Genomic DNA, 18,225 nt, shown 5'->3' with positions numbered 1-18,225 from the left:
GCCTGCTCGACTTAGGGAGGGGGTAGGGAACTGGGGAAGCTTGGTTAGGGATTGTATCCCAATCGGATCGTGCCCGATTGTGAAGGATCACCGAATTTATGGATAGACGGAACAATCGTTCTCGAAAGAATCGCAGTGGTTAAGTCAAACGAAACCTCCGAAATCGACGCTGTCTCGTCACAGCCTGCGGCTTCGCATCGCAGCGGCCGCAAAAAATGGCTGCGAATCACCAAGATTTTGATTGCCATCGCGGTGATCGTGGGACTTTTTTTTGCCATCCGCTCGGCCGCACGCCAATGGCAAACCGAACGCGAGCGTGTGGTCCGCCAGATTCATCAAATCGACTTACAGATCGCCGCAGCGGATGATTCGATCACAACCCGCTCGCTAAAGCAGCAACGAACGGCATTGCGGCAAAGCATTCCCACACTTGCCAACATCCGCTGGTCACGCATCGGATTGGCCGCGCTACTGTACGCGGCCGGGACGCTTGTATCGGCCATGGTGCTTCGCGGCTGGTTGGCGGTGCTCGGGCATCGACCTCCGGCGGCTCTCGTTGTTGCCGCCCAAACGCTCGGACACATCGGCAAGTACGTGCCGGGCAAGGCGATGGTCGTCGTGTTGCGGGTCGGCGTGCTCAAACGATGCTCGGTGCCGGTGATGCCTGCGACCATTTGCGTGTTCTTGGAAACGTTCATGATGATGGCCGTGGGCGCCGCGGTCGCAGGCATCGTGATCGTCACGCTGCCGGTCCCGCTTTGGATGATGGTCGCCGCGGCAACCGGAGCGGTGCTGGCCAGTGTGCCTACGCTGCCCCCAGTGCTTCAAATTGTCGCCACTCGGTTGATGGGGCAAACCTCCGATCTTGGAAATCATGCCTGGTTAGCGTGCGGCAAGGGATGGGCTTGGTCGACCCTTGGCTGGATTTTGATCGGCAGCTCGTTCGCGATGATCGTGACCGCGATTCCGACCGCGGCCCCCCCCGCATCGATCACGCAATTGTTGGCGATCGCCACCGCATCCATTTCACTTGCCATGGTAATCGGGTTCGCGTCGCTGCTGCCTGGCGGTGCAGGCATTCGCGAATTGGTTTTAACGACCATTCTTGGTTTGGTGACCGGCCCCACGCACGCCTTGCTGGCGGCAATCATGGCCCGCATGATCTTCATCGCGGTGGAATGTTTGATGGCGTTTATTGCTTGGGTTTATATCCAGCAGCGGCTTGAACCGATTCGGCACGATATTTGTAGTGTGAGTCAGTAATGAAGCGTCATCCGATAACCAGTGCATGACGGAACGCTCATTGACAGTGCTTTAATTGACACTGTTTTAGATGGAAAAGCAGGGCAATTCCTGTCGTTTGATCCCCTCGAATTGATTCCCCGAATCCGATCCCCATTCAGTCCCATGGAAGACCAGCTTCACCAAATCATTGTGGTCTTGATCGCTGGCGCGCTTGGCGCCGTCGTCGGCATCGAGCGTGAGTTTGCAGACAAACCTGCCGGGCTGCGGACTCACATGTTTGTCTGTGCTGCCTCGGCGATGTTGGTGTTGCTCGGCGATGTCGTGCTCGAGCGATTCAATCAAGGCAACGAGAGCAATATTAGCGCCGACCCGATTCGGATGATTCAGGCTATCGTAGTCGGCATCAGTTTCTTAGGGGCGGGAACGATCATTCATCATCAAGACAATCGGGTCGAAGGGTTGACCACCGCGGCTTCGATTTTGTTAACTGCCGGAATTGGCATCGCCGTGGCGGTGGGACAACTCACCTTTGCCGTGGGCGTCTCCGTCATGGCAGTGCTCGTATTAATCTTCGTCGGTGGCGTCGAACGTCGCATCCAAAGACAAGTCGCGAAGAGGCAGCAAAGGTCGGCGGAATCCGGCAAAGTCCAATCGTAAGCGGTCCCCCTTCCATCAGGACCGCGTGGTTCCTTCATCGCTCTCGCCCAAATGCACCTTCGCTACGCTCGAATTCCAATAGTTCGATCGCCGCAACCATTTCTCGAATCCGACAATCATGTACGTTGCCAATCCAGTCAGCAAGATTCGCCACCAAGCATCCCAGCCGATCGGCGCGCTGTGGAAAATGCGGTTCATGATCGGCGAGTAGGTAAACGCCATCTGCAATACCAACATGGTGGCCACTCCGAGACCGATCCAGCGATTCGAGAATACTCCTATGGCGAACATCGATTTCGTCAGCGAGCGACAATTGAATAAATAAAACAATTCGACCATCACAAACACGTTCACCGACACCGTGCGGGCGACGACTTCGCTGTAGCCTTGGCCTATCGCCCATTCAAACGAACCAAAGGCCCCTACCAACATAACCAGCGAGACGAGGACGATTCGGCCGATCAACTCGCCAGTCAAAATTGGAGCGTGAGGATCGCGTGGAGGTCGCGTCATGATGTCGTCTTCCTTGGGTTCAAAGGCGAGCATCAGCCCCAACAAGACCGCAGTGGTCATGTTGATCCATAGAATTTGTACCGGCAGGATTGGCAACGCCACGCCCACAAAGATTGCCGCCAAAATCACAAACCCCTCGCCCATGTTCGTGGGCAGCGTCCATACGATGAACTTGGTCAGATTGTCAAACACGCCGCGGCCTTCTTCGACCGCAGCTTCGATCGAGGCAAAGTTGTCATCGGTCAGCACCATATCGGCCGCTTCCTTGGCCACTTCGGTCCCACCGATCCCCATCGCCACGCCGATATCGGCCTGTTTGAGTGCCGGTGCATCGTTAACCCCGTCGCCGGTCATGGCGACGATGTGACCGTTGGCTTGTAACGCGCGTACAAGCCGCAACTTCAACTCGGGGGTCGCGCGGGCGAACACGGCCACCCGATCCGCCACCTCGATCAACTGTTGGTCGCTGGTCCCGGCAAGATCGTGAGCGGTCTTGACGATCGGGGCGTGTTCGTCGCTCTGGCGTGTTCCATCGAGCCCGAGTTGCTGTGCAATCGCTTGTGCCGTCTTGGCATGATCACCGGTGATCATTTTCACGCGGATGCCCGCGGTCTGACACGCTTTGATCGCCGCCACCGCTTCGGGGCGTGGCGGATCAATCATGCCTTGCAATCCATAGAAAACAAGGTCGCCGACATCGCCGTGGCTGATGTCGTGGGTCGCCGGTGGCAGCGGTTTCCCCGCGAACGCCAACACTCGCAGTCCTTCGGCCGCCATTGCTTCGACTTGTTGATGAACCACCGCGACATCCAGTGGACAGGTTTCTCCCGTGGCCGTCATTGCCCGCGGACACTTCGAAAGCAGCACTTCCACTGCTCCTTTGACGTAAAGATGTCGCGTGTGATTCGCAGCGTTTTCGTGCAAGGTCGCCATGTATTGATATTGTGACTCGAACGGAATCGTGTCCAACCGAGGCGATTGCGTGTCGAGCTGCTTCGCGTCCAAGCCTGCTTTGCCCGCCACGGCGATCAATGCCCCCTCTGTCGGATCGCCTTGCACCTTCCATCCCGACTCGCTGCAAACCAATTGCGAGTCATTACACATCAATCCGGCCTGCAAACAATGACGCACCGCGGCGCTCGACAAAACCTCGGCTTGTTCGTCGCCGCAGACCTGTATTTTGCCGCTCGGTTCATAACCGCTTCCCGATGCCGTCAACCGCTGACCGGCGGCCCAGATTTCCAGCACGGTCATCTGGTTGACGGTCAACGTGCCTGTTTTATCGGAACAGACAACGGTGGTGCCGCCGAGCGTTTCCACCGCGGGCAATTTGCGGATGATCGCACGCCGACGCGCCATGCGGGCAACACCTATCGCCAACGTGATCGTCACTGCGGCAGGCAATCCTTCGGGAATCGCGCCGACGGCCAATGCAACGGCCGCCATAAACATCTCGAATTTGGCCTGTCCACGCCACACGCCGACGGCGAAGGTGACCGCAGCCAACAACAGAATCACGACCAACAACACGCGGCTGAATTTGGCGATTTTGCGCGTCAGCGGTGTTTCCAGCACATCGGCCAGCGAAATCAGTTCGGAGATCCGCCCGACCTCGGTTTTCGCTGCCGTCGCCACCACGACACCGCGGCCTTGACCATAAGTCACGAGGGTCGAGGCGTAAGCCATGTTGCGACGTTCGGCGAGCGGTGTTTCCAACCCCAGTTCGATCGCCTTCTTTTCGACCGGGACCGACTCGCCCGTCAGCGCCGACTCGTCCACTTGCAAATCACGCGACCGCAGTAAACGCAAATCTGCGGGAACCTTGTCACCCGATTGCAAAAGCACTACGTCCCCTGGCACCAATTCGGTTGACGGCACGTTGCGTGTTTCTCCCGATCGAATCACGCGAGCTTCGGTCAATGTCGTCTTGGCCAGTGCCTCGAGTGCCTTGGCGGCCTTTGATTCTTGTAGGTAGCCGATAACGGCGTTCACCAGCACGACTGCAAAAATGACCGATGCATCCACCCACTCGTCTAACAAAGCGGTGATCGCAGCCGCCGTTAAAAGAATATACAGCAGCGGCTGATGAAACTGCATCAGAAAACGAATCAGCGGTCCTGGACCACCGCGGACAGGAATGGCGTTGACACCAAAGTGCCGTTGCCGTGCCTCGACCTCGAACCGATCCAGCCCACGGTTTGCATCGCTCTTGAGCAATTGGACGACTTCGTCGGCTGCAGTCTGATGCCACAATCGTTCAATCAGCGTTTCCATGCTTTCTCCTGCCATTGTTCCCACACGATGGATGCCGTTTGATGTTCAAAGCCATTGGACGAATGCCACTGCGCGGAATCGTCCCCAATTGCGACTGCTGAATTCGAACACCATCACCGCGTTTGTGTTAGCCGTTTGGGCGATAGCCCCGGTTGGATGGTGGCGAAACCGTGGCTAGCGCCAAAACGACTAACCAAAGCAGCGAAACAATTGAGGACAATGGTTCTACATAGCAACGCAGATGTGCGGAACTGGAACTAGCGGCATCGCTACCGTCACGAATCGCACACGTGTGACGCTGTGTCTCGCTATCCGTTTCCGAAACCGTGCGGTTGTTCCGCAGAGCGATTGACGGCTTGATGCCAACGTTTGATAAACGTTTCGCCATGCTCGGCTTCGAGTCGCTGTCGTTCGACATGGACCTTCTGCAAAACTTTGGGCCACCACACGGTGTCGAGGTACTCGAGGCGACGCTTCTTTTCTTCCGCCGAGATTCCCTCTTCATTCGGATCCATGTCGGCATGATCAAATTTCATTTGCCGCCAACAGTCACCTTTGGCAGGCACATAGCCTGTGGAATCTTGAGGAAATTCTTCGCCAAAATGCTCTAGATCGGATTTGTGAAACATCTTCTATTCTCCTTTCGTAACCCCAGCGATCGGATCGTGATTGAATATCGCTAGCTCTATTGTACGATAACTCTGTTGTACAGAACCTTCATCACGAGTGAACAAACCCGATGGCGCCTCGTTTCGCGGGGCCAATAGCGTTCCCGGGGCCAATAGCGTTTTCGAGGGCCGATGAAACGTCATTCTTCAGTTGGGCGTAAACCCGCGGTGGATTCGTCGCTAGTCGCGTAAAACCAGCACGGGACAGTGAGCTAAACGAACGACGCGTTCGGCAGTCGATCCGATCAACAGTCGAGTAACACCCGTGCGGCCATGCGACGGCAACACGATCAAATCGAATCCGTTTGTTTCCGCATAGTCGGTGATTCCGTGTGCCGGTTCGTTGACGACCGTTTCGTAATTCAGTCCGCGGTGAGCAGCGTCGTCAAATTCCGCTTTTAACATTTCGAGCGCACGCTGTTGATGGCCCGTGTCGATCTCTTCCGACAAACCAATGTCGGGCATCCCCCAGCCTGCGCCGCCACCAAGTTCGATGCCGTTGTCCGCGGAATAGCCGTAGAGCGGAACCGGTTCAACGACGTGCAATACCGTAATATTCTCATTCTTGCCAGCGAGCTTCATCGCCGTCTCAACCGCGGGAAGCGAGAATTCAGAGAAGTCATACGGCACAAGAATTTTGGCGTGATCAAAATGGCTCATGATTTCCTCTGGCGGATCGGCGACGGAGATGCTCTGTATAGAACGGTTTGTCTTTGGTCCTACACACGACACACACGATTACGCACACGCTGTGCCAATTAGCCTTGCCACGAGCGAGATGATGGCAAGTATGCCGAAGAGCAAGTATGCCGAAGAACGGTGTTCGGCTGAATTCACAGACGTTATCGGTTTGGCTTACAGATTGTGGGCTGAACCGCTGTTGAACGATTCGCTGATATCGCGTCTACGGCTGGACACCACCGCTTCGGTTGCATATTGCTTCTCGATACAATTGGCTTCATGACAAAACAACCAACCAAAATCGTGGTGCTCGGCGGTGGGTTTGCCGGTGCGTATTGTGTTAAGCATCTCGAAAAGCGGATGCGTGGACGTAACGTCCAAATCACACTTGTCAACGAACAGAACTATTTCGTTTTCACACCGATGTTGGTCGAAGCAGCGACGTCCGCGCTCGAACCACGCCATGTGATCGTGCCACTGCGAGGGTTCTTGTCATCGAGTGATTTTGTGATGGCAAAAGTCCAACGCATCGACTTGGATTCTCAGAAGGTGACGGTTCAGCCCGAGTTTGGCGATTCCTTGACGCTCTGTTACGACCATTTGGTGATGGCGATGGGAAGCGTCACGCGGATGCCCCGAATCCCAGGGGTGAAAGATTATGCGTTTGGACTGAAAACGTTGGCCGATGCCACGGTCCTAAGAGATCGTGCTATCGGGATGTTAGAAATGGCCAACTTGGCCCCCGACCATCAGCATCGTCAGAGCTGGTTGACGTTTGCGGTCGTCGGTGCTGGGTACACCGGAGTGGAAGCGGCGGGTGAGTTTAATGCGTTTTTGAAAGAGGCACTCCGTGAATACCGCAACGTGAGCGAGTCCGACATACGCGTGATGCTGATCCAACGTTCCGGCCGAATCTTGGACATGCTCGACGAAGCAATGTCCGCGAAGGCGAGCGGCGTGATGCGGCGCAGCGGCGTCGAAATCCGTTTAAACGAAAGCGTCTCGGAGGTTTCCGAAACGTCCTTCACGCTACAAAGCGGTGAACAAATCGGCTCTCACACGGTGATTTGGTCAGCCGGAGTGGCTCCGCCGCCGCTACTGAAGGAACTCGACTTGCCAATCAACGCTCACGGGTATCTCGAGTGCGAGCGTGACCTGCGTGTGAAGGGACGCTCGAATCTATGGGGGATCGGCGATTGTGCCTCCAATCCTGACGCGGCGGGTAACGCGTACCCGCCCACCGCTCAGCATGCGTTGCGTGAGGGACGAATGGCAGCCGAAAATCTCGCGGCGGTGTTAAGCGGTCGCCCGACGCAACCGCTGAACTATCGCAACAAAGGCACGATGGCTCCGCTGGGCGGTCGTCAAGCGATCGCCAACCTGTTCGGCCTGCACCTCACCGGGCTGGTCGCCTGGTTTTTGTGGCGAACCGTTTATCTCGGCATCATGCCGGGTTTTGGCCGCAAGCTACGTGTGGCAATGGACTGGACTGCCGATATGTTTTTCCGACGTGATTACTCACAACAAAGTATTCATGTGACAAGCGAGCGAGCGACCGAGGAAAAGTGTTAAACAAGACTACCGCTGTTCCTAGCTAGCGAAACTCGCCAAGAGTTTTGGCTGGAGAGGGAATTCCGAAACTCTTGGCGAGTTTCGCTACGGCGATTCCTGGCAACTTGCGGCGTTCCCATTGGTGACGCGATTCTACTAAGAGGTGCTAGCGACGACGATTGCGACGGGCATCGTGAACAGGTCGATGCGTTCTTGCTGGGCAATCGAGAATCCGGCTTCTTCGACCAATCGCTCTAGCGGGATTGGTTGGCAATCGACGATGTGCGGAAAGTGAGTGTGCATCCAAACGTAGGTGCGTTCCACTACGCTTTCCGATTGACCGTCCGATACTGTGGCCATGCTGACCACACCAAGGCGTCCTCCCGGCTTCAATACTCGCCGGCATTCCGCTAACACCGTGGGAATCCTCTCGATCGGAAACAGCTCCAGCGTGAAGCTCATCACCACGCAATCGAACGTCGAATCGGTATAGGGCAGCGGCGGCGTTTCTTGGACGACCAACGCCACACGATCGGTATATCCCGCCTGCTTCAACCGCTTCATGGCAACGTCATGCATGCCGGAAGAGATGTCCACTCCCGCTACCAATCCGGTTGGCCCCACAGATTCAGCAATCGTCAACAGTGAATGGCCAGTGCCAAATCCGATCTCCAGTACGGATTCGCCCGGTTCGATGTCCAGCAGTGCCAAGCCTCGCTCGCGAGCGACATGCTCGCCTCCGTCAGCGATTAAGTCATAAGCGTGGCTGATGCGATCGTAAAACTTTTCCGTTGCGTTCATCGATAAGTGACTCTGCGGATGCGGGAATGAAGTACGGTGGGCCCTTCGTAGAATATACCGTTTTAATTGCGGTCGCGGTGCAAGTACCACGCCCCTCAGACAACTTGCGTCGCTTCAGACTCAATCGGTTGATGTCGCGTGACGTGTTCTCCACGAGGGGCTGACGCCAGTACCGGCCGGGGGAAATCACTTTTGCAAAGCCACACATTTGCGATCCGTCGTTTGCGTTTTGTCGTTTGCAGCCTGTCGTTTGCGGAAACCGAGATCGTTGAGAACGAGTGGCGATTTGAATCGCTCATTCCGTACATGACAACTGGCAAGTTCGGCCGCTGAACGTGTTCGACAGCCGCTCCCCTTCCTCCTCCTAAATCCCACCATGAGTTCTTCAACGCTGCCCCAACTCACTCGACGACGGTTTCTTGGGTACTGTTCGGAAATAACCTCGTGATTCCAGTTTTGTTACAAATCACGCGAGAAGTATTTTCTCTGTAGTGGACGAGGCTACGAGTCCCGCCGTGCCACTAAGTCGCTGGGACTCGTAGCCTCGTCCACTACATTCAAAGTTCATGTCATTCGGGTAACATCTTGTAATGACGAAGTTATTTGCGAACGGTTGCTTAGCGACATGGCCATCGCTACCGCGGTACTGGCTGCGGGTTCCTGTCCAAGTTGCTTGCTAACCATCGCGAGTGTCACATTGAATACTTCTGCGATGTTGACGAGACAACAGGGCATGAGCGGCTGGATGAATTTGAAAGGTGGTTCCACTATCGTCCCCAGTTGATCCGCGACATGCGTCAAGGGCTCGATGACAGAGTCGTCTAAAAAGCCTGCCCTTTGGCCGGCTTTATGGAGACTCATCGTTCTAACGGTTGCGGACATGCGGCATGTTCAGCGGCCCGATAAAACATCGACGCAGTTTGAATCGACCGCTTCGTCGGATGCTTTTTTTGGAACTCCGCTAGAGGATTGATGTTGTCAGCAATTGCTGAATGTGCTCCGCTGCTCGCGTGAAGTACGAAAACCAACATCTAGCGAGCAACGAAGATGATACGCGACATGGATTTGATTCGAGCGATTGTGCTTGCGATTCGCAAGCATGAAGCGCGGCCATCGGCCTGTGAAGTCCAACAACTCATTGGCGATGTCGACGACGGCGTATTCGCCTATCATATCGAGTTGTTGACCCAAAGTGCCATGGTGAGCGGCATCGACACGGGCCCCCGGAAAGATCGCTACGGCAAGGCGAACATGGCTTTAACTTGGGCGGGGCAGGAATTCGCCGACAACATCGTCAATGATGAAGTCTGGACGAGTGCGAGAAAAACGCTGGATGACGCCGAATTGAAATCAGCATCATTCGAGGTTTGGTCGCAAATTGCAGTTGCGAAGATCACTGAACGTTGGGCCGGTGTTTCCAACCGTTGATCCGGCAGATTGCTATCATCGGATCAATCGGCGTGTAAATCACTACTGCGACTAAACCTATCGAGTCAGTTTCTCGCCAGAAAACGTTTCGTGTGAGGCCCCGTCCCAATCATTCAACCGCCAAATGCCATCATGAACCATTTATATCTGTACGAAAGAAGACAGCGGCGGACCGCCATGCTGCTTCTCATCAATATGGGTGTACTGTTCGCTATGTATGTAGCAGCTCGTAAGCTGATTCAGCCGACCGAGGCGGCCGAGCAATTGTTTTACTGGATGAATATTGCCTTGCCGGTGGTTGAACTCGGTCTACTCGTTGTTGCTGTTCTCTTCTGGGTTCAAAATAAAACGTTCAGGATAGCGGTGGACGCCGACCAGTTTGAAATTATCGATCCGCTTTCAAAGAATGCTTCGTTCTCTGTCCCGGTCAGCGAAATTGTTGAGATCAGTCAGACTTACGAGAAGCATGTCGGGTTCAGTAAGATCACGATGCAGATGAAGTCGGGCAAACGGATACAGATCTTACAAAACTACAACTACAACCGAGGCAAGCTGTATGCAGCATTAGCGAAAGCAAATCCCACCATCCGTTTGCCGGAACACGCATTTCGATTCAAGCAAGTGTGACAAAAATAAGAGAATTAAAAATCGGCACTGTAAATTGGCACTGTAAATTGGTGCCACCCACCGATCTCTGCGTTCTACGCTGCAGGCGATGGATGAGGGGTGCTGATGGTTGAGATTCGTGAGAGAGTCGGGAAATGGTTGCCAGCGAATCCGCGTGAATCGCTTTGCTGTAGCGGTTTGAATTGCGTTTGTTCGCATGATTCGCGGGCGAGAAAACGCGAAGTGACACCGATGGATTGCGTCCTGCCTGCTTACGCGTTGTCGGGATCGGCCAAGGCGTGCATCAGGATTGCGGTGGCGACGGCGACGTTCAGACTGTCGGTTCCGAGCTGCATCGGGATGGTGACTCGGTCAGATGCAAAGTTTTGAATGGCCAACTCAACGCCGCTCGCTTCGTTGCCGACGATCAGCAGGGCGGGTGTGTCATTGACGCGAACGTCTTTCACCCGTGTAGCAGGTGATTGCAATGTCGAGGCGATCGTGCGAATGGTGGTGGCCGTGGTCAAACGCTGCAAGTCAGCCAGTGGATCGTCCAAGCGAAACAGACGATGTTTGAACACCGCGGCCATGCTGACCCGAATCACCCGTCGGTGGAAAGGATCAATCGTTTTTCGATCGACAAAAATATGATCGATGCCCAAGGCGGCAGCACTGCGAAAAATACTGCCGACGTTCTCCGGCTCCGAAACACCCAGCAGCGCGACGCTGAGTTTCGGGATCGTGGGCAGTGCAATGAAGTCGTCGATCGTAGGAATCTCCGGACGAACGCCACACGCCAACACGCCACGATGAAACTCGAACCCGATCAATTGGGAGATATCGGCATCGGACAGCGTGTAGATCGGCACATTCGCGGGGACGATTTCGGCGTATTCGTCGCTGCGGTGCTGCTGTACCAAGATCGATTCGATTTTGTAATCGCTTTCGATCAAACGGCGAACCACCCAATTTCCCTCGACAACAAAATGGCTTCCGTCCTTCGATAATTCACGATGACGCAAGTCGCGATATTTGGCGATCCGGGGATCGTCGATTCCGGTCGCCTGGATCACTCGGGATGGGTTCATCGATAGAGGGTGGAGGATACGGGAAGGAGAATGAGGGTGGATGGAGGAAGACTGGTGACAGATGACAGCCTGGACGTCTATCCCACATTGGGGGAAGTCTATTCGACGTGTTGTGCTTTGGGGTACGAACCTAGCACGTCGAGTCGCTTGGTTTGTTTGGAAAGGGTGGCGATCGCATCGGCAACCGATTCGTCGTCGCGGTGGCCGGTCAACTCGACGAAGAACAAGTATTCGTTGCGAGTTTCAGGACAGGGGAACGACTCGATCCATGTCATGTTCAATTGATTGGTTTTGAAAATCGTCATCACGTCGGCAAGCGTGCCGGGTTGATGATTGATTTGAAACAGCAGCGATGTTTTGTCGTCACCGGTCCGTTGCGGTCGGTCTTTGCCCAGCACGGCAAAGCGGGTGACGTTGTTAGGATTGTCTTCGATGCTGGCCCCGAGCACTTCCAAGTCGTATTGCCGTCCCGCTTCGAGACTGGCGACGGCGGCGACACCGGGCTGTTCCGAAGCCAATTTAGCTGCGGCCGTGGTGCTGGTCGTTTCCACCAAACGCGCACCTGGAAAGTGGGTCGCTAGGTAGCCGCGGCATTGCGACAGCGCTTGCGGCTTACTGTGTATCTCGGTGATTGCTTCTCGCGGCGAGGCGGACAACAGATTGTGATGGATGGGCAGCACGACTTCGCCACAAATCTGCATTTGCAATCGGACAAACATCCCAAGCGTATCGACGATCCCGCCATCGGTACTGTTTTCAATCGGGACGACTCCCGTCGCCAAGTCGCCTCGCGAAACGGATTCAAAAACAGCCGGGATGGAGTTCAGCGGGGCAAAGTCGGCCCCTTGGCCAAAGTATTTGAGCGACGCGAGGTGGCTGTAGCTGTATTCGGGGCCGAGAAAGGCGACGCGAATCGGCCGGACCGAGGCGAGGCAAACGCTGGCGATGTGGCGTAGGATATCACGCTTGGATTCAGCCGATGTGGTGTTTGCGACGTCCGGAGCTGCCGCATTGCCGAGCGCAGCGATCAAGCGATCGATGTGCCGACTCGACAACGCCATCGGCCCGGTGCTGGACGCTTGCTCGCTGGGATCACTCGATTTCGCATCCTCGATCACCAACGCAGCCCGCTGGTCCACCAGGGTCAGGATGTCGCGGTCGATCGCATCGATCTTGTCTTGGTTCGAATTTGGCATGGAAAGTGAGGATTGAGAGTGAGAGATGGGGTGTAAAGGTTTCTTGGGAGGAGCAGGGCAATCGCATGGCAGCAAATCGAATACTGTCATTTTGACACCGCCCTGAAAACTCGATGAAGTCCTTCGGGACGCGTCTGCCAGAAATTACCCGGTCGGAGTCAATGTCGTCGACGGGAAAAACGAGTTTCGCGAGAAAAACCGGGCTTTTCTTGGCTGCCAGGAAAAAACTGGGGCGTCAGACGCCAGTTCGGCACAGGCTTTGCCAATCTACAGATCGTCTCGCCTCAAGCTGACGAATCGACAACCAGTCCAGTGGGGCAATGACCCAACCTATCCAATTGAAACTTGTCACCTAAACCTAAACGTTTAACGCGACAACCGAACGAATCGAGAGACAGGAGAATTTAGTAATGGCTCAAGGCGAAAAAATTATCGGGATCGACCTCGGCACCACGAACAGTGTGGTCGCGGTTATGGAAGGTAGCGAACCTAAGGTGATTCCGAACCCTGAAGGAAACCGCTTGACCCCCAGTGTTGTCGCGTTTACGGACAAAGAAGACACCATTGTGGGCGAACCCGCACGTCGCCAAGCGGTCACCAACCCCAAACGCACTGTGTACTCGGCCAAGCGTTTCATGGGCCGCCGTCACAACGAAGTGGAATCCGAAGAGAAGATGGTTCCTTATGGCGTGACCGGTGCCGCATCGGAATACGTCAAAATCAAAGTGGGCGATAAAGAATACACGCCACAAGAAATCTCGGCCAAGGTTCTTCGTAAGTTGAAAGAATCGGCAGAGTCCTATTTGGGCCACAAGGTCAACAAGGCGGTAATCACCGTTCCGGCCTACTTTAACGATGCTCAACGTCAAGCCACCAAAGACGCGGGCCAGATCGCGGGTTTGGAAGTCGCGCGAATTATCAACGAGCCGACTGCCGCTGCGTTGGCTTACGGTTTGGACAAAAAGAAAGACGAAAAGATCATCGTCTTTGACCTCGGGGGCGGTACGTTTGACGTTTCGGTTTTGGAAGTCGCCGACAGTGGTGATGAAGACCAAGAGAGCCGCGTCTTCCAAGTGATCAGCACCTCGGGTAACACCCATCTCGGTGGTGACGACTTTGACGAAACCTTGATCAACTACGTTGCCGAGCAGTTCAAGAAGGACAACGCAATCGATTTGCGTAACGATCCGATGGCATTGCAACGGTTGCAAGAGGCATGTGAAAAGGCCAAGAAAGAGCTCAGCTCGCTGCCTGAAACCGATATCAATTTGCCCTTTATCACGATGGATCAGTCAGGTCCCAAGCACTTGACGATGAAGATCACTCGTAGCAAGTTCGAAGAGTTGATCGATCCCTTGGTCGAGCAATGCAAGAAGCCTGTATTGCAGGCGCTTGAAGACGCTGGCATGAAACCGAGCGACATCGACGAAATCGTTTTGGTCGGCGGTAGCACCCGTGTGCCTAAGGTTCGTCAAATCGTCAAAGAGATCTTTGGCAAAGAGCCTCATCAAGGCGTTAACCCTGATGAAGTGGTTGCCGTGGGTGCCGCGATCCAAGGTAGCGTTTTGGCGGGCGAACGTACCGACGTGTTGCTGTTGGATGTGAACCCATTGACGCTGGGTATCGAAACCGAAGGTGGCGTGATGACCGCGCTTGTCGAGCGTAACACCACGATCCCTGTGGAAAAGAAGAACGTCTTCAGCACCGCGGCAGACAACCAAACCGCAGTCACCGTCCGCGTGTTCCAAGGGGAACGCAAGATGGCTGCAAGCAACCGTTTGCTCGGCGAGTTCAATCTTGAAGGTATTCCACCACAACCACGTGGGGTTCCTCAGATCGAAGTCAAATTTGACATTGACCAGAACGGTATCCTTGCGGTTTCCGCCAAGGAACTGAAAACAGGCAAAGAGGCTTCGGTACAAATCAAAGAAGCAGGCGCTCTCGGCGAAGACGAGATCGAGCAAATGCGGAAGGATGCCGAAACCAACGCCGAAGAGGACAAGCGTCAATTCGAATTGGTCGAAGCGAAGAACAAGGCTCACCAACAGGTCTATCAGCTTGAAAAACTGATGACCGAGAACAAGGACAAGCTGAGTGATTCGGACACTGAACCGATGAACAAGGCGATCGAAAAGGTCAAGACGGCTGCCGAAGGTTCGGATACGGCTGCGATCAAGCAGGCTACCGAAGAGTTGGATGCCGCTTCGCAAGCGTTCAGTAAGGTGCTGTATGAAAAAACCGAAGCTGCGGGACCCGCGGCCGGTGACGCTGGCGCTGCTGCAGCATCCGGTGCAGCGGCTGCGTCAAGCGAAGATGACGACGCGATCGACGCCGATTTCGAAGTCAAAGACTAATTGATGTCGCTGAGTTTGACTCAGCGAATGATCCGAGACATTAGCGGGTGACGCCGATCCCGGCCTCACCCGCTAAGCTGGCCAAATTATCGATCGGACTCCGATCCGATCTCCGTGAGCCGCAGCCATCTACATCATCAGCGCTCGCGGCGCGAGTCCTCCGGTTGCAGCGTATCACAACGTCTAAAAACACAATGGGACTCTACGCCCGACGAGATCGGCTACGGCAGTGATAAACCGCTCGTTTGAACCGCTCGTTGCTTAGCACGCTTTCATTCTTTGGGGGGATGCGTGTTGGGATCCGTCCCCCGACCACAACCTGCGATCCACGCTAGGTCGAGATGTGGTGCTGCTTTTTCAGTAAAGGAGTTTTCTGTCATGGCGTTTCGATTTGATAAGCTCACCACCAAGGCCCAATCGCTTGTTGCGGAAGCCCAATCCCAGGCCGCGTCGTCGGGAAACCCTGAGATCTTGCCGTTGCATCTGCTGGCAGCAATGCTCGACGAGACCGATGGCATCACGCGACCGATGCTGAAGAAAATGAATGCCGACGCTGGCAAACTGAAAGAGCTGGTCGCGAGCGAGTTGGCGAAAGTGCCATCGGTTTCCGGCGGTCGCCAACCGGGGATCGCGCCAACACTGCAACGCACCTTTGACGCCGCAGCCGATGTCGCTGCAAAACTAAAAGACGAATACGTCAGCACCGAACATCTCTTGCTGGGGATTTCCAAGGTCGAAAGCAAAGCCAGCAACTTGTTGAAGTTGATGGGAGTCAAGGACGCGGATGTGCTCAAGGCAATGAGCGAAGTGCGTGGCTCGGCGCGCGTCACCGATCAAAACGCCGAAGACACTTACCAAGCCCTGGAAAAGTACGGGATCGATCTGACGCAATTGGCGGCCAAGGGGACGCTCGATCCGGTGATCGGCCGTGACAACGAAATTCGGCGTGTGATTCAAGTTTTGTCGCGGCGTACGAAAAACAATCCTGTTCTGATTGGTCAACCCGGAGTCGGCAAAACGGCGATTGCCGAAGGTTTGGCGCTGCGTATTTTCGAGGGCGACGTTCCGCAAAGTTTGAAAGACAAGCGAGTCATTTCGCTCGACATGGGAGCACTTGTCGCCGGAGCCAAATTCCGAGGCGATTTCGAAGAACGACTCAAAGCGGTGCTCCGCGAGGTCAAAGATGCTAACGGACAGGTGATCCTGTTTATCGACGAATTGCATCTTGTCGTCGGTGCCGGGAAAGCCGAAGGGTCGCCCGACGCGGCGAACCTGCTAAAGCCGGAACTCGCACGTGGAGTGCTTCGTTGTATCGGAGCGACAACGCTGGACGAGTATCGTCAGAACATCGAAAAGGATGCGGCACTCGAGCGTCGTTTCCAACCGGTCTACGTAGGCGAACCCACGGTCGACGATACGATCGCGATTTTGCGAGGTCTGAAATCTCGCTACGAATCGCATCACGGTGTCCGCATCACCGACAGCGCGTTGGTGGCCGCTGCGAACCTTTCGAACCGTTACATCGCCGACCGTTTCTTGCCGGACAAAGCAATTGACTTGGTCGACGAAGCGGCCAGCCGATTGGCCATGGAAAAGGAAAGTGTGCCCGAGCCGATCGATCGAATTCAGCGTCGCTTACGTCAACTCGAACTTGCCCATCGGCAACTTGTCGATGAAACCGAAGAGTCGGCGGTGGAAAAACGCGAGGAAGTTGAAGGCGAGATGGAGTCGCTGAACCATGAACTCGCGAGTCTTCGTGAGCAGTGGGATGCGGAAAAGATGGGACTCGACGATGTCCAATCGGTGCGTCAGGAAGTCGAGCGGCTCGAGCACCGATTTACAACACTCGATTCCGAAGCCAAACAAAAACAACTGCGTGGCGAAAGCCCCGAAGACGTCTATCGCGAGATGCTCGAAGTCCGCGCTCGTTTGACCGAATTACAAGCCAAACTTGATGACGCCGAACAGCGCGACGCAGCCCCCAAAGAGGATGCCGAGAGCCACGAGGATCGACGGCGGTTACTGCGTCATGACGTGACCGAAGAAGAGATCGCCGAAGTCGTCAGTGCATGGACCGGAGTCCCGCTGAGCCGAATGCTCGAAACCGAGCGGGCGAAATTGTTGGTCATGGAAGAACGGCTCCATCAACGTGTGATCGGTCAAGACGAAGCGGTCCAGTCGGTTTCCGACGCCGTACGGCGTAGTCGTAGTGGACTGCAAGATCCGAATCGTCCGATTGGTTCGTTCCTGTTCCTCGGCCCCACCGGAGTCGGCAAAACTGAGTTATGTAAAGCGCTCGCCGAAGTGATGTTTGATGACGAGCAAGCGATGGTGCGGATCGACATGAGCGAGTTTATGGAACGGCACAGCGTCGCTCGTTTGATCGGTGCCCCTCCGGGATACGTGGGTTACGAAGAAGGGGGCAAGTTGACCGAAGCAGTTCGGCGACGCCCCTATGGCGTAATCCTGCTTGACGAAATGGAAAAAGCGCATCCCGATGTCTTTAACATCCTGTTACAAGTCCTTGACGATGGCCGGTTGACCGATGGTCATGGACGTACCGTCGACTTCTCGAATTCGGTCATCGTGATGACCAGCAATGCGGGCAGCCAAGTGATTCAACAGGTCACCGAACAAGGGGGCGATGAGCAAGAGATGCACGAAGCGGTTCAAGAATCGTTGCGAGCACGTTTTTTGCCAGAGTTTTTGAATCGGATCGATGATATTGTCATCTTCAAACCACTCAATCGCAAAGAGATTCGCCAGATTGTCAAGTTGCAACTCGCCTCTCTTGGCAGCCGACTAGAACAAAATGGTTTGCGATTGGATGTGTCCGAGGCCGCTATCGATGAAATCGCATCGACGGGTTACGATCCGGTGTACGGAGCACGACCGCTGAAGCGAGTGATTCAGAACGAGGTTCAGAATCGCTTGGCCAGTGCACTGCTGAAAAGCTCGTATCCTGAAGGGACGACCGTGCGAGTTGATTTCCAGGAAGGCGAATACATGTTCTCCGGAAGCTAGGGGCAGGCGACGTTCCAGAACGTTTCAGAACGTTTCAGGGCGTTTCAGGGCGTTTCGGCAATGAACCGGTGGTCGAGCTCTGCGAACACCACCGGAACGCCTTGTAGCGTGACAAAATTTCATCCCAGCCCACCCCCTG

14 protein-coding genes are annotated in these 18,225 nt (G+C 55.0%); 8 read left to right on the top strand and 6 right to left on the bottom strand.

The genetic code is table 11. The annotated features are described in order from the left end of the window. The first annotated feature begins 135 nt into the window (after positions 1–135). Together ABD971_RS17580 and ABD971_RS17575 are read left to right on the top strand one after the other, a co-directional pair. A complete protein-coding gene (locus tag ABD971_RS17580; protein WP_345324190.1) occupies positions 136–1,263 on the top strand; it encodes a lysylphosphatidylglycerol synthase transmembrane domain-containing protein in 1,128 nt (375 codons plus the stop codon). A 144-nt stretch (positions 1,264–1,407) separates the two neighbouring features. Then, a complete protein-coding gene (locus ABD971_RS17575) occupies positions 1,408–1,902 on the top strand; it encodes an MgtC/SapB family protein (RefSeq protein WP_339946480.1) in 495 nt (164 codons plus the stop codon). Between the two features lie 15 nt (positions 1,903–1,917). Here the strand turns inward: ABD971_RS17575 and ABD971_RS17570 are convergent, their stop codons facing one another. Further along, positions 1,918–4,689 (bottom strand): cation-transporting P-type ATPase, encoded by a 2,772-nt coding sequence (locus ABD971_RS17570; RefSeq protein ID WP_345324188.1) that lies wholly within the window; start codon positions 4,687–4,689, stop codon positions 1,918–1,920. Here ABD971_RS17570 and ABD971_RS17565 point away from each other — a divergent pair. Then, positions 4,688–4,867, top strand: a complete 180-nt coding sequence (locus tag ABD971_RS17565; RefSeq protein ID WP_345324186.1) for a hypothetical protein — start codon at positions 4,688–4,690, stop codon at positions 4,865–4,867. The genes ABD971_RS17570 and ABD971_RS17565 overlap by 2 nt on opposite strands. A gap of 130 nt (positions 4,868–4,997) precedes the next feature. Here ABD971_RS17565 and ABD971_RS17560 read toward each other — a convergent pair whose 3' ends face one another. Together ABD971_RS17560 and ABD971_RS17555 are read right to left on the bottom strand one after the other, a co-directional pair. Then, on the bottom strand, positions 4,998–5,318 hold the full coding sequence (locus ABD971_RS17560) for a hypothetical protein (RefSeq protein WP_339946477.1): 321 nt from the start codon (positions 5,316–5,318) through the stop codon (positions 4,998–5,000). A 219-nt stretch (positions 5,319–5,537) separates the two neighbouring features. Beyond that, positions 5,538–6,017: a universal stress protein gene (locus ABD971_RS17555; RefSeq protein ID WP_345324184.1), complete on the bottom strand. Its 480-nt coding sequence runs from the start codon at positions 6,015–6,017 to the stop codon at positions 5,538–5,540. 300 nt (positions 6,018–6,317) lie between these two features. Here ABD971_RS17555 and ABD971_RS17550 point away from each other — a divergent pair, with 300 nt between their 5' ends. Further along, on the top strand, positions 6,318–7,610 hold the full coding sequence (locus ABD971_RS17550) for an NAD(P)/FAD-dependent oxidoreductase (protein WP_345324182.1): 1,293 nt from the start codon (positions 6,318–6,320) through the stop codon (positions 7,608–7,610). A 135-nt stretch (positions 7,611–7,745) separates the two neighbouring features. Here ABD971_RS17550 and ABD971_RS17545 read toward each other — a convergent pair whose 3' ends face one another. Beyond that, the gene (locus tag ABD971_RS17545) at positions 7,746–8,390 is read right to left on the bottom strand and encodes a class I SAM-dependent methyltransferase (protein WP_345324180.1); all 645 of its coding nucleotides are present in this window, start codon (positions 8,388–8,390) and stop codon (positions 7,746–7,748) included. 1,047 nt (positions 8,391–9,437) lie between these two features. On the opposite strand from ABD971_RS17545, the gene ABD971_RS17540 reads away from it, so the two are divergent. After that, positions 9,438–9,818: a DUF2513 domain-containing protein gene (locus tag ABD971_RS17540; protein ID WP_345324178.1), complete on the top strand. Its 381-nt coding sequence runs from the start codon at positions 9,438–9,440 to the stop codon at positions 9,816–9,818. A 132-nt stretch (positions 9,819–9,950) separates the two neighbouring features. After that, the gene (locus tag ABD971_RS17535; protein ID WP_345324176.1) at positions 9,951–10,445 is read left to right on the top strand and encodes a hypothetical protein; all 495 of its coding nucleotides are present in this window, start codon (positions 9,951–9,953) and stop codon (positions 10,443–10,445) included. Positions 10,446–10,696: 251 nt separating this feature from the next. On the opposite strand, the gene ABD971_RS17530 is transcribed toward ABD971_RS17535, so the two are convergent. Both ABD971_RS17530 and pheA read right to left on the bottom strand, forming a co-directional pair. Further along, positions 10,697–11,512, bottom strand: coding sequence for a TrmH family RNA methyltransferase (locus tag ABD971_RS17530; RefSeq protein ID WP_345324174.1), 816 nt, complete (start codon positions 11,510–11,512; stop codon positions 10,697–10,699). Positions 11,513–11,610: 98 nt separating this feature from the next. Continuing rightward, entirely contained in the window at positions 11,611–12,708 is a 1,098-nt protein-coding gene (gene pheA / locus ABD971_RS17525; RefSeq protein WP_345324172.1) for a prephenate dehydratase, read from the bottom strand. Positions 12,709–13,118: 410 nt separating this feature from the next. Here pheA and dnaK point away from each other — a divergent pair, with 410 nt between their 5' ends. Together dnaK and clpB are read left to right on the top strand one after the other, a co-directional pair. After that, positions 13,119–15,062 carry a molecular chaperone DnaK gene (dnaK, locus tag ABD971_RS17520; protein ID WP_339946468.1) on the top strand — a complete coding sequence of 648 codons (1,944 nt, stop codon included), beginning with the start codon at positions 13,119–13,121 and terminating at the stop codon, positions 15,060–15,062. Positions 15,063–15,440: 378 nt separating this feature from the next. Next, entirely contained in the window at positions 15,441–18,086 is a 2,646-nt protein-coding gene (gene clpB / locus ABD971_RS17515) for an ATP-dependent chaperone ClpB (RefSeq protein WP_345324169.1), read from the top strand. Positions 18,087–18,225 lie beyond the last annotated feature (139 nt).

It is taken from the genome of Novipirellula rosea (assembly GCF_039541335.1).
In the GTDB taxonomy this organism is placed as follows: domain Bacteria; phylum Planctomycetota; class Planctomycetia; order Pirellulales; family Pirellulaceae; genus Novipirellula; species Novipirellula rosea.
Note: the sequence above shows the minus strand (reverse complement) of the source record. Positions and strands in the feature narration are given on the sequence as shown.

Excerpts from the sequence above, each read along its gene's own strand:
- ABD971_RS17540 (WP_345324178.1), top strand. The coding sequence starts at position 9,438 with ATGATACGCGACATGGATTTGATTCGAGCGATTGTGCTTGCGATTCGC.
- ABD971_RS17545 (WP_345324180.1), bottom strand. The coding sequence starts at position 8,390 with ATGAACGCAACGGAAAAGTTTTACGATCGCATCAGCCACGCTTATGAC.
- pheA (WP_345324172.1), bottom strand. The coding sequence starts at position 12,708 with ATGCCAAATTCGAACCAAGACAAGATCGATGCGATCGACCGCGACATC.
- ABD971_RS17560 (WP_339946477.1), bottom strand. The coding sequence starts at position 5,318 with ATGTTTCACAAATCCGATCTAGAGCATTTTGGCGAAGAATTTCCTCAA.
- clpB (WP_345324169.1), top strand. The coding sequence starts at position 15,441 with ATGGCGTTTCGATTTGATAAGCTCACCACCAAGGCCCAATCGCTTGTT.
- ABD971_RS17575 (WP_339946480.1), top strand. The coding sequence starts at position 1,408 with ATGGAAGACCAGCTTCACCAAATCATTGTGGTCTTGATCGCTGGCGCG.
- ABD971_RS17550 (WP_345324182.1), top strand. The coding sequence starts at position 6,318 with ATGACAAAACAACCAACCAAAATCGTGGTGCTCGGCGGTGGGTTTGCC.
- ABD971_RS17535 (WP_345324176.1), top strand. The coding sequence starts at position 9,951 with ATGAACCATTTATATCTGTACGAAAGAAGACAGCGGCGGACCGCCATG.
- ABD971_RS17530 (WP_345324174.1), bottom strand. The coding sequence starts at position 11,512 with ATGAACCCATCCCGAGTGATCCAGGCGACCGGAATCGACGATCCCCGG.
- ABD971_RS17555 (WP_345324184.1), bottom strand. The coding sequence starts at position 6,017 with ATGAGCCATTTTGATCACGCCAAAATTCTTGTGCCGTATGACTTCTCT.
- ABD971_RS17565 (WP_345324186.1), top strand. The coding sequence starts at position 4,688 with ATGCTTTCTCCTGCCATTGTTCCCACACGATGGATGCCGTTTGATGTT.
- dnaK (WP_339946468.1), top strand. The coding sequence starts at position 13,119 with ATGGCTCAAGGCGAAAAAATTATCGGGATCGACCTCGGCACCACGAAC.
- ABD971_RS17570 (WP_345324188.1), bottom strand. The coding sequence starts at position 4,689 with ATGGAAACGCTGATTGAACGATTGTGGCATCAGACTGCAGCCGACGAA.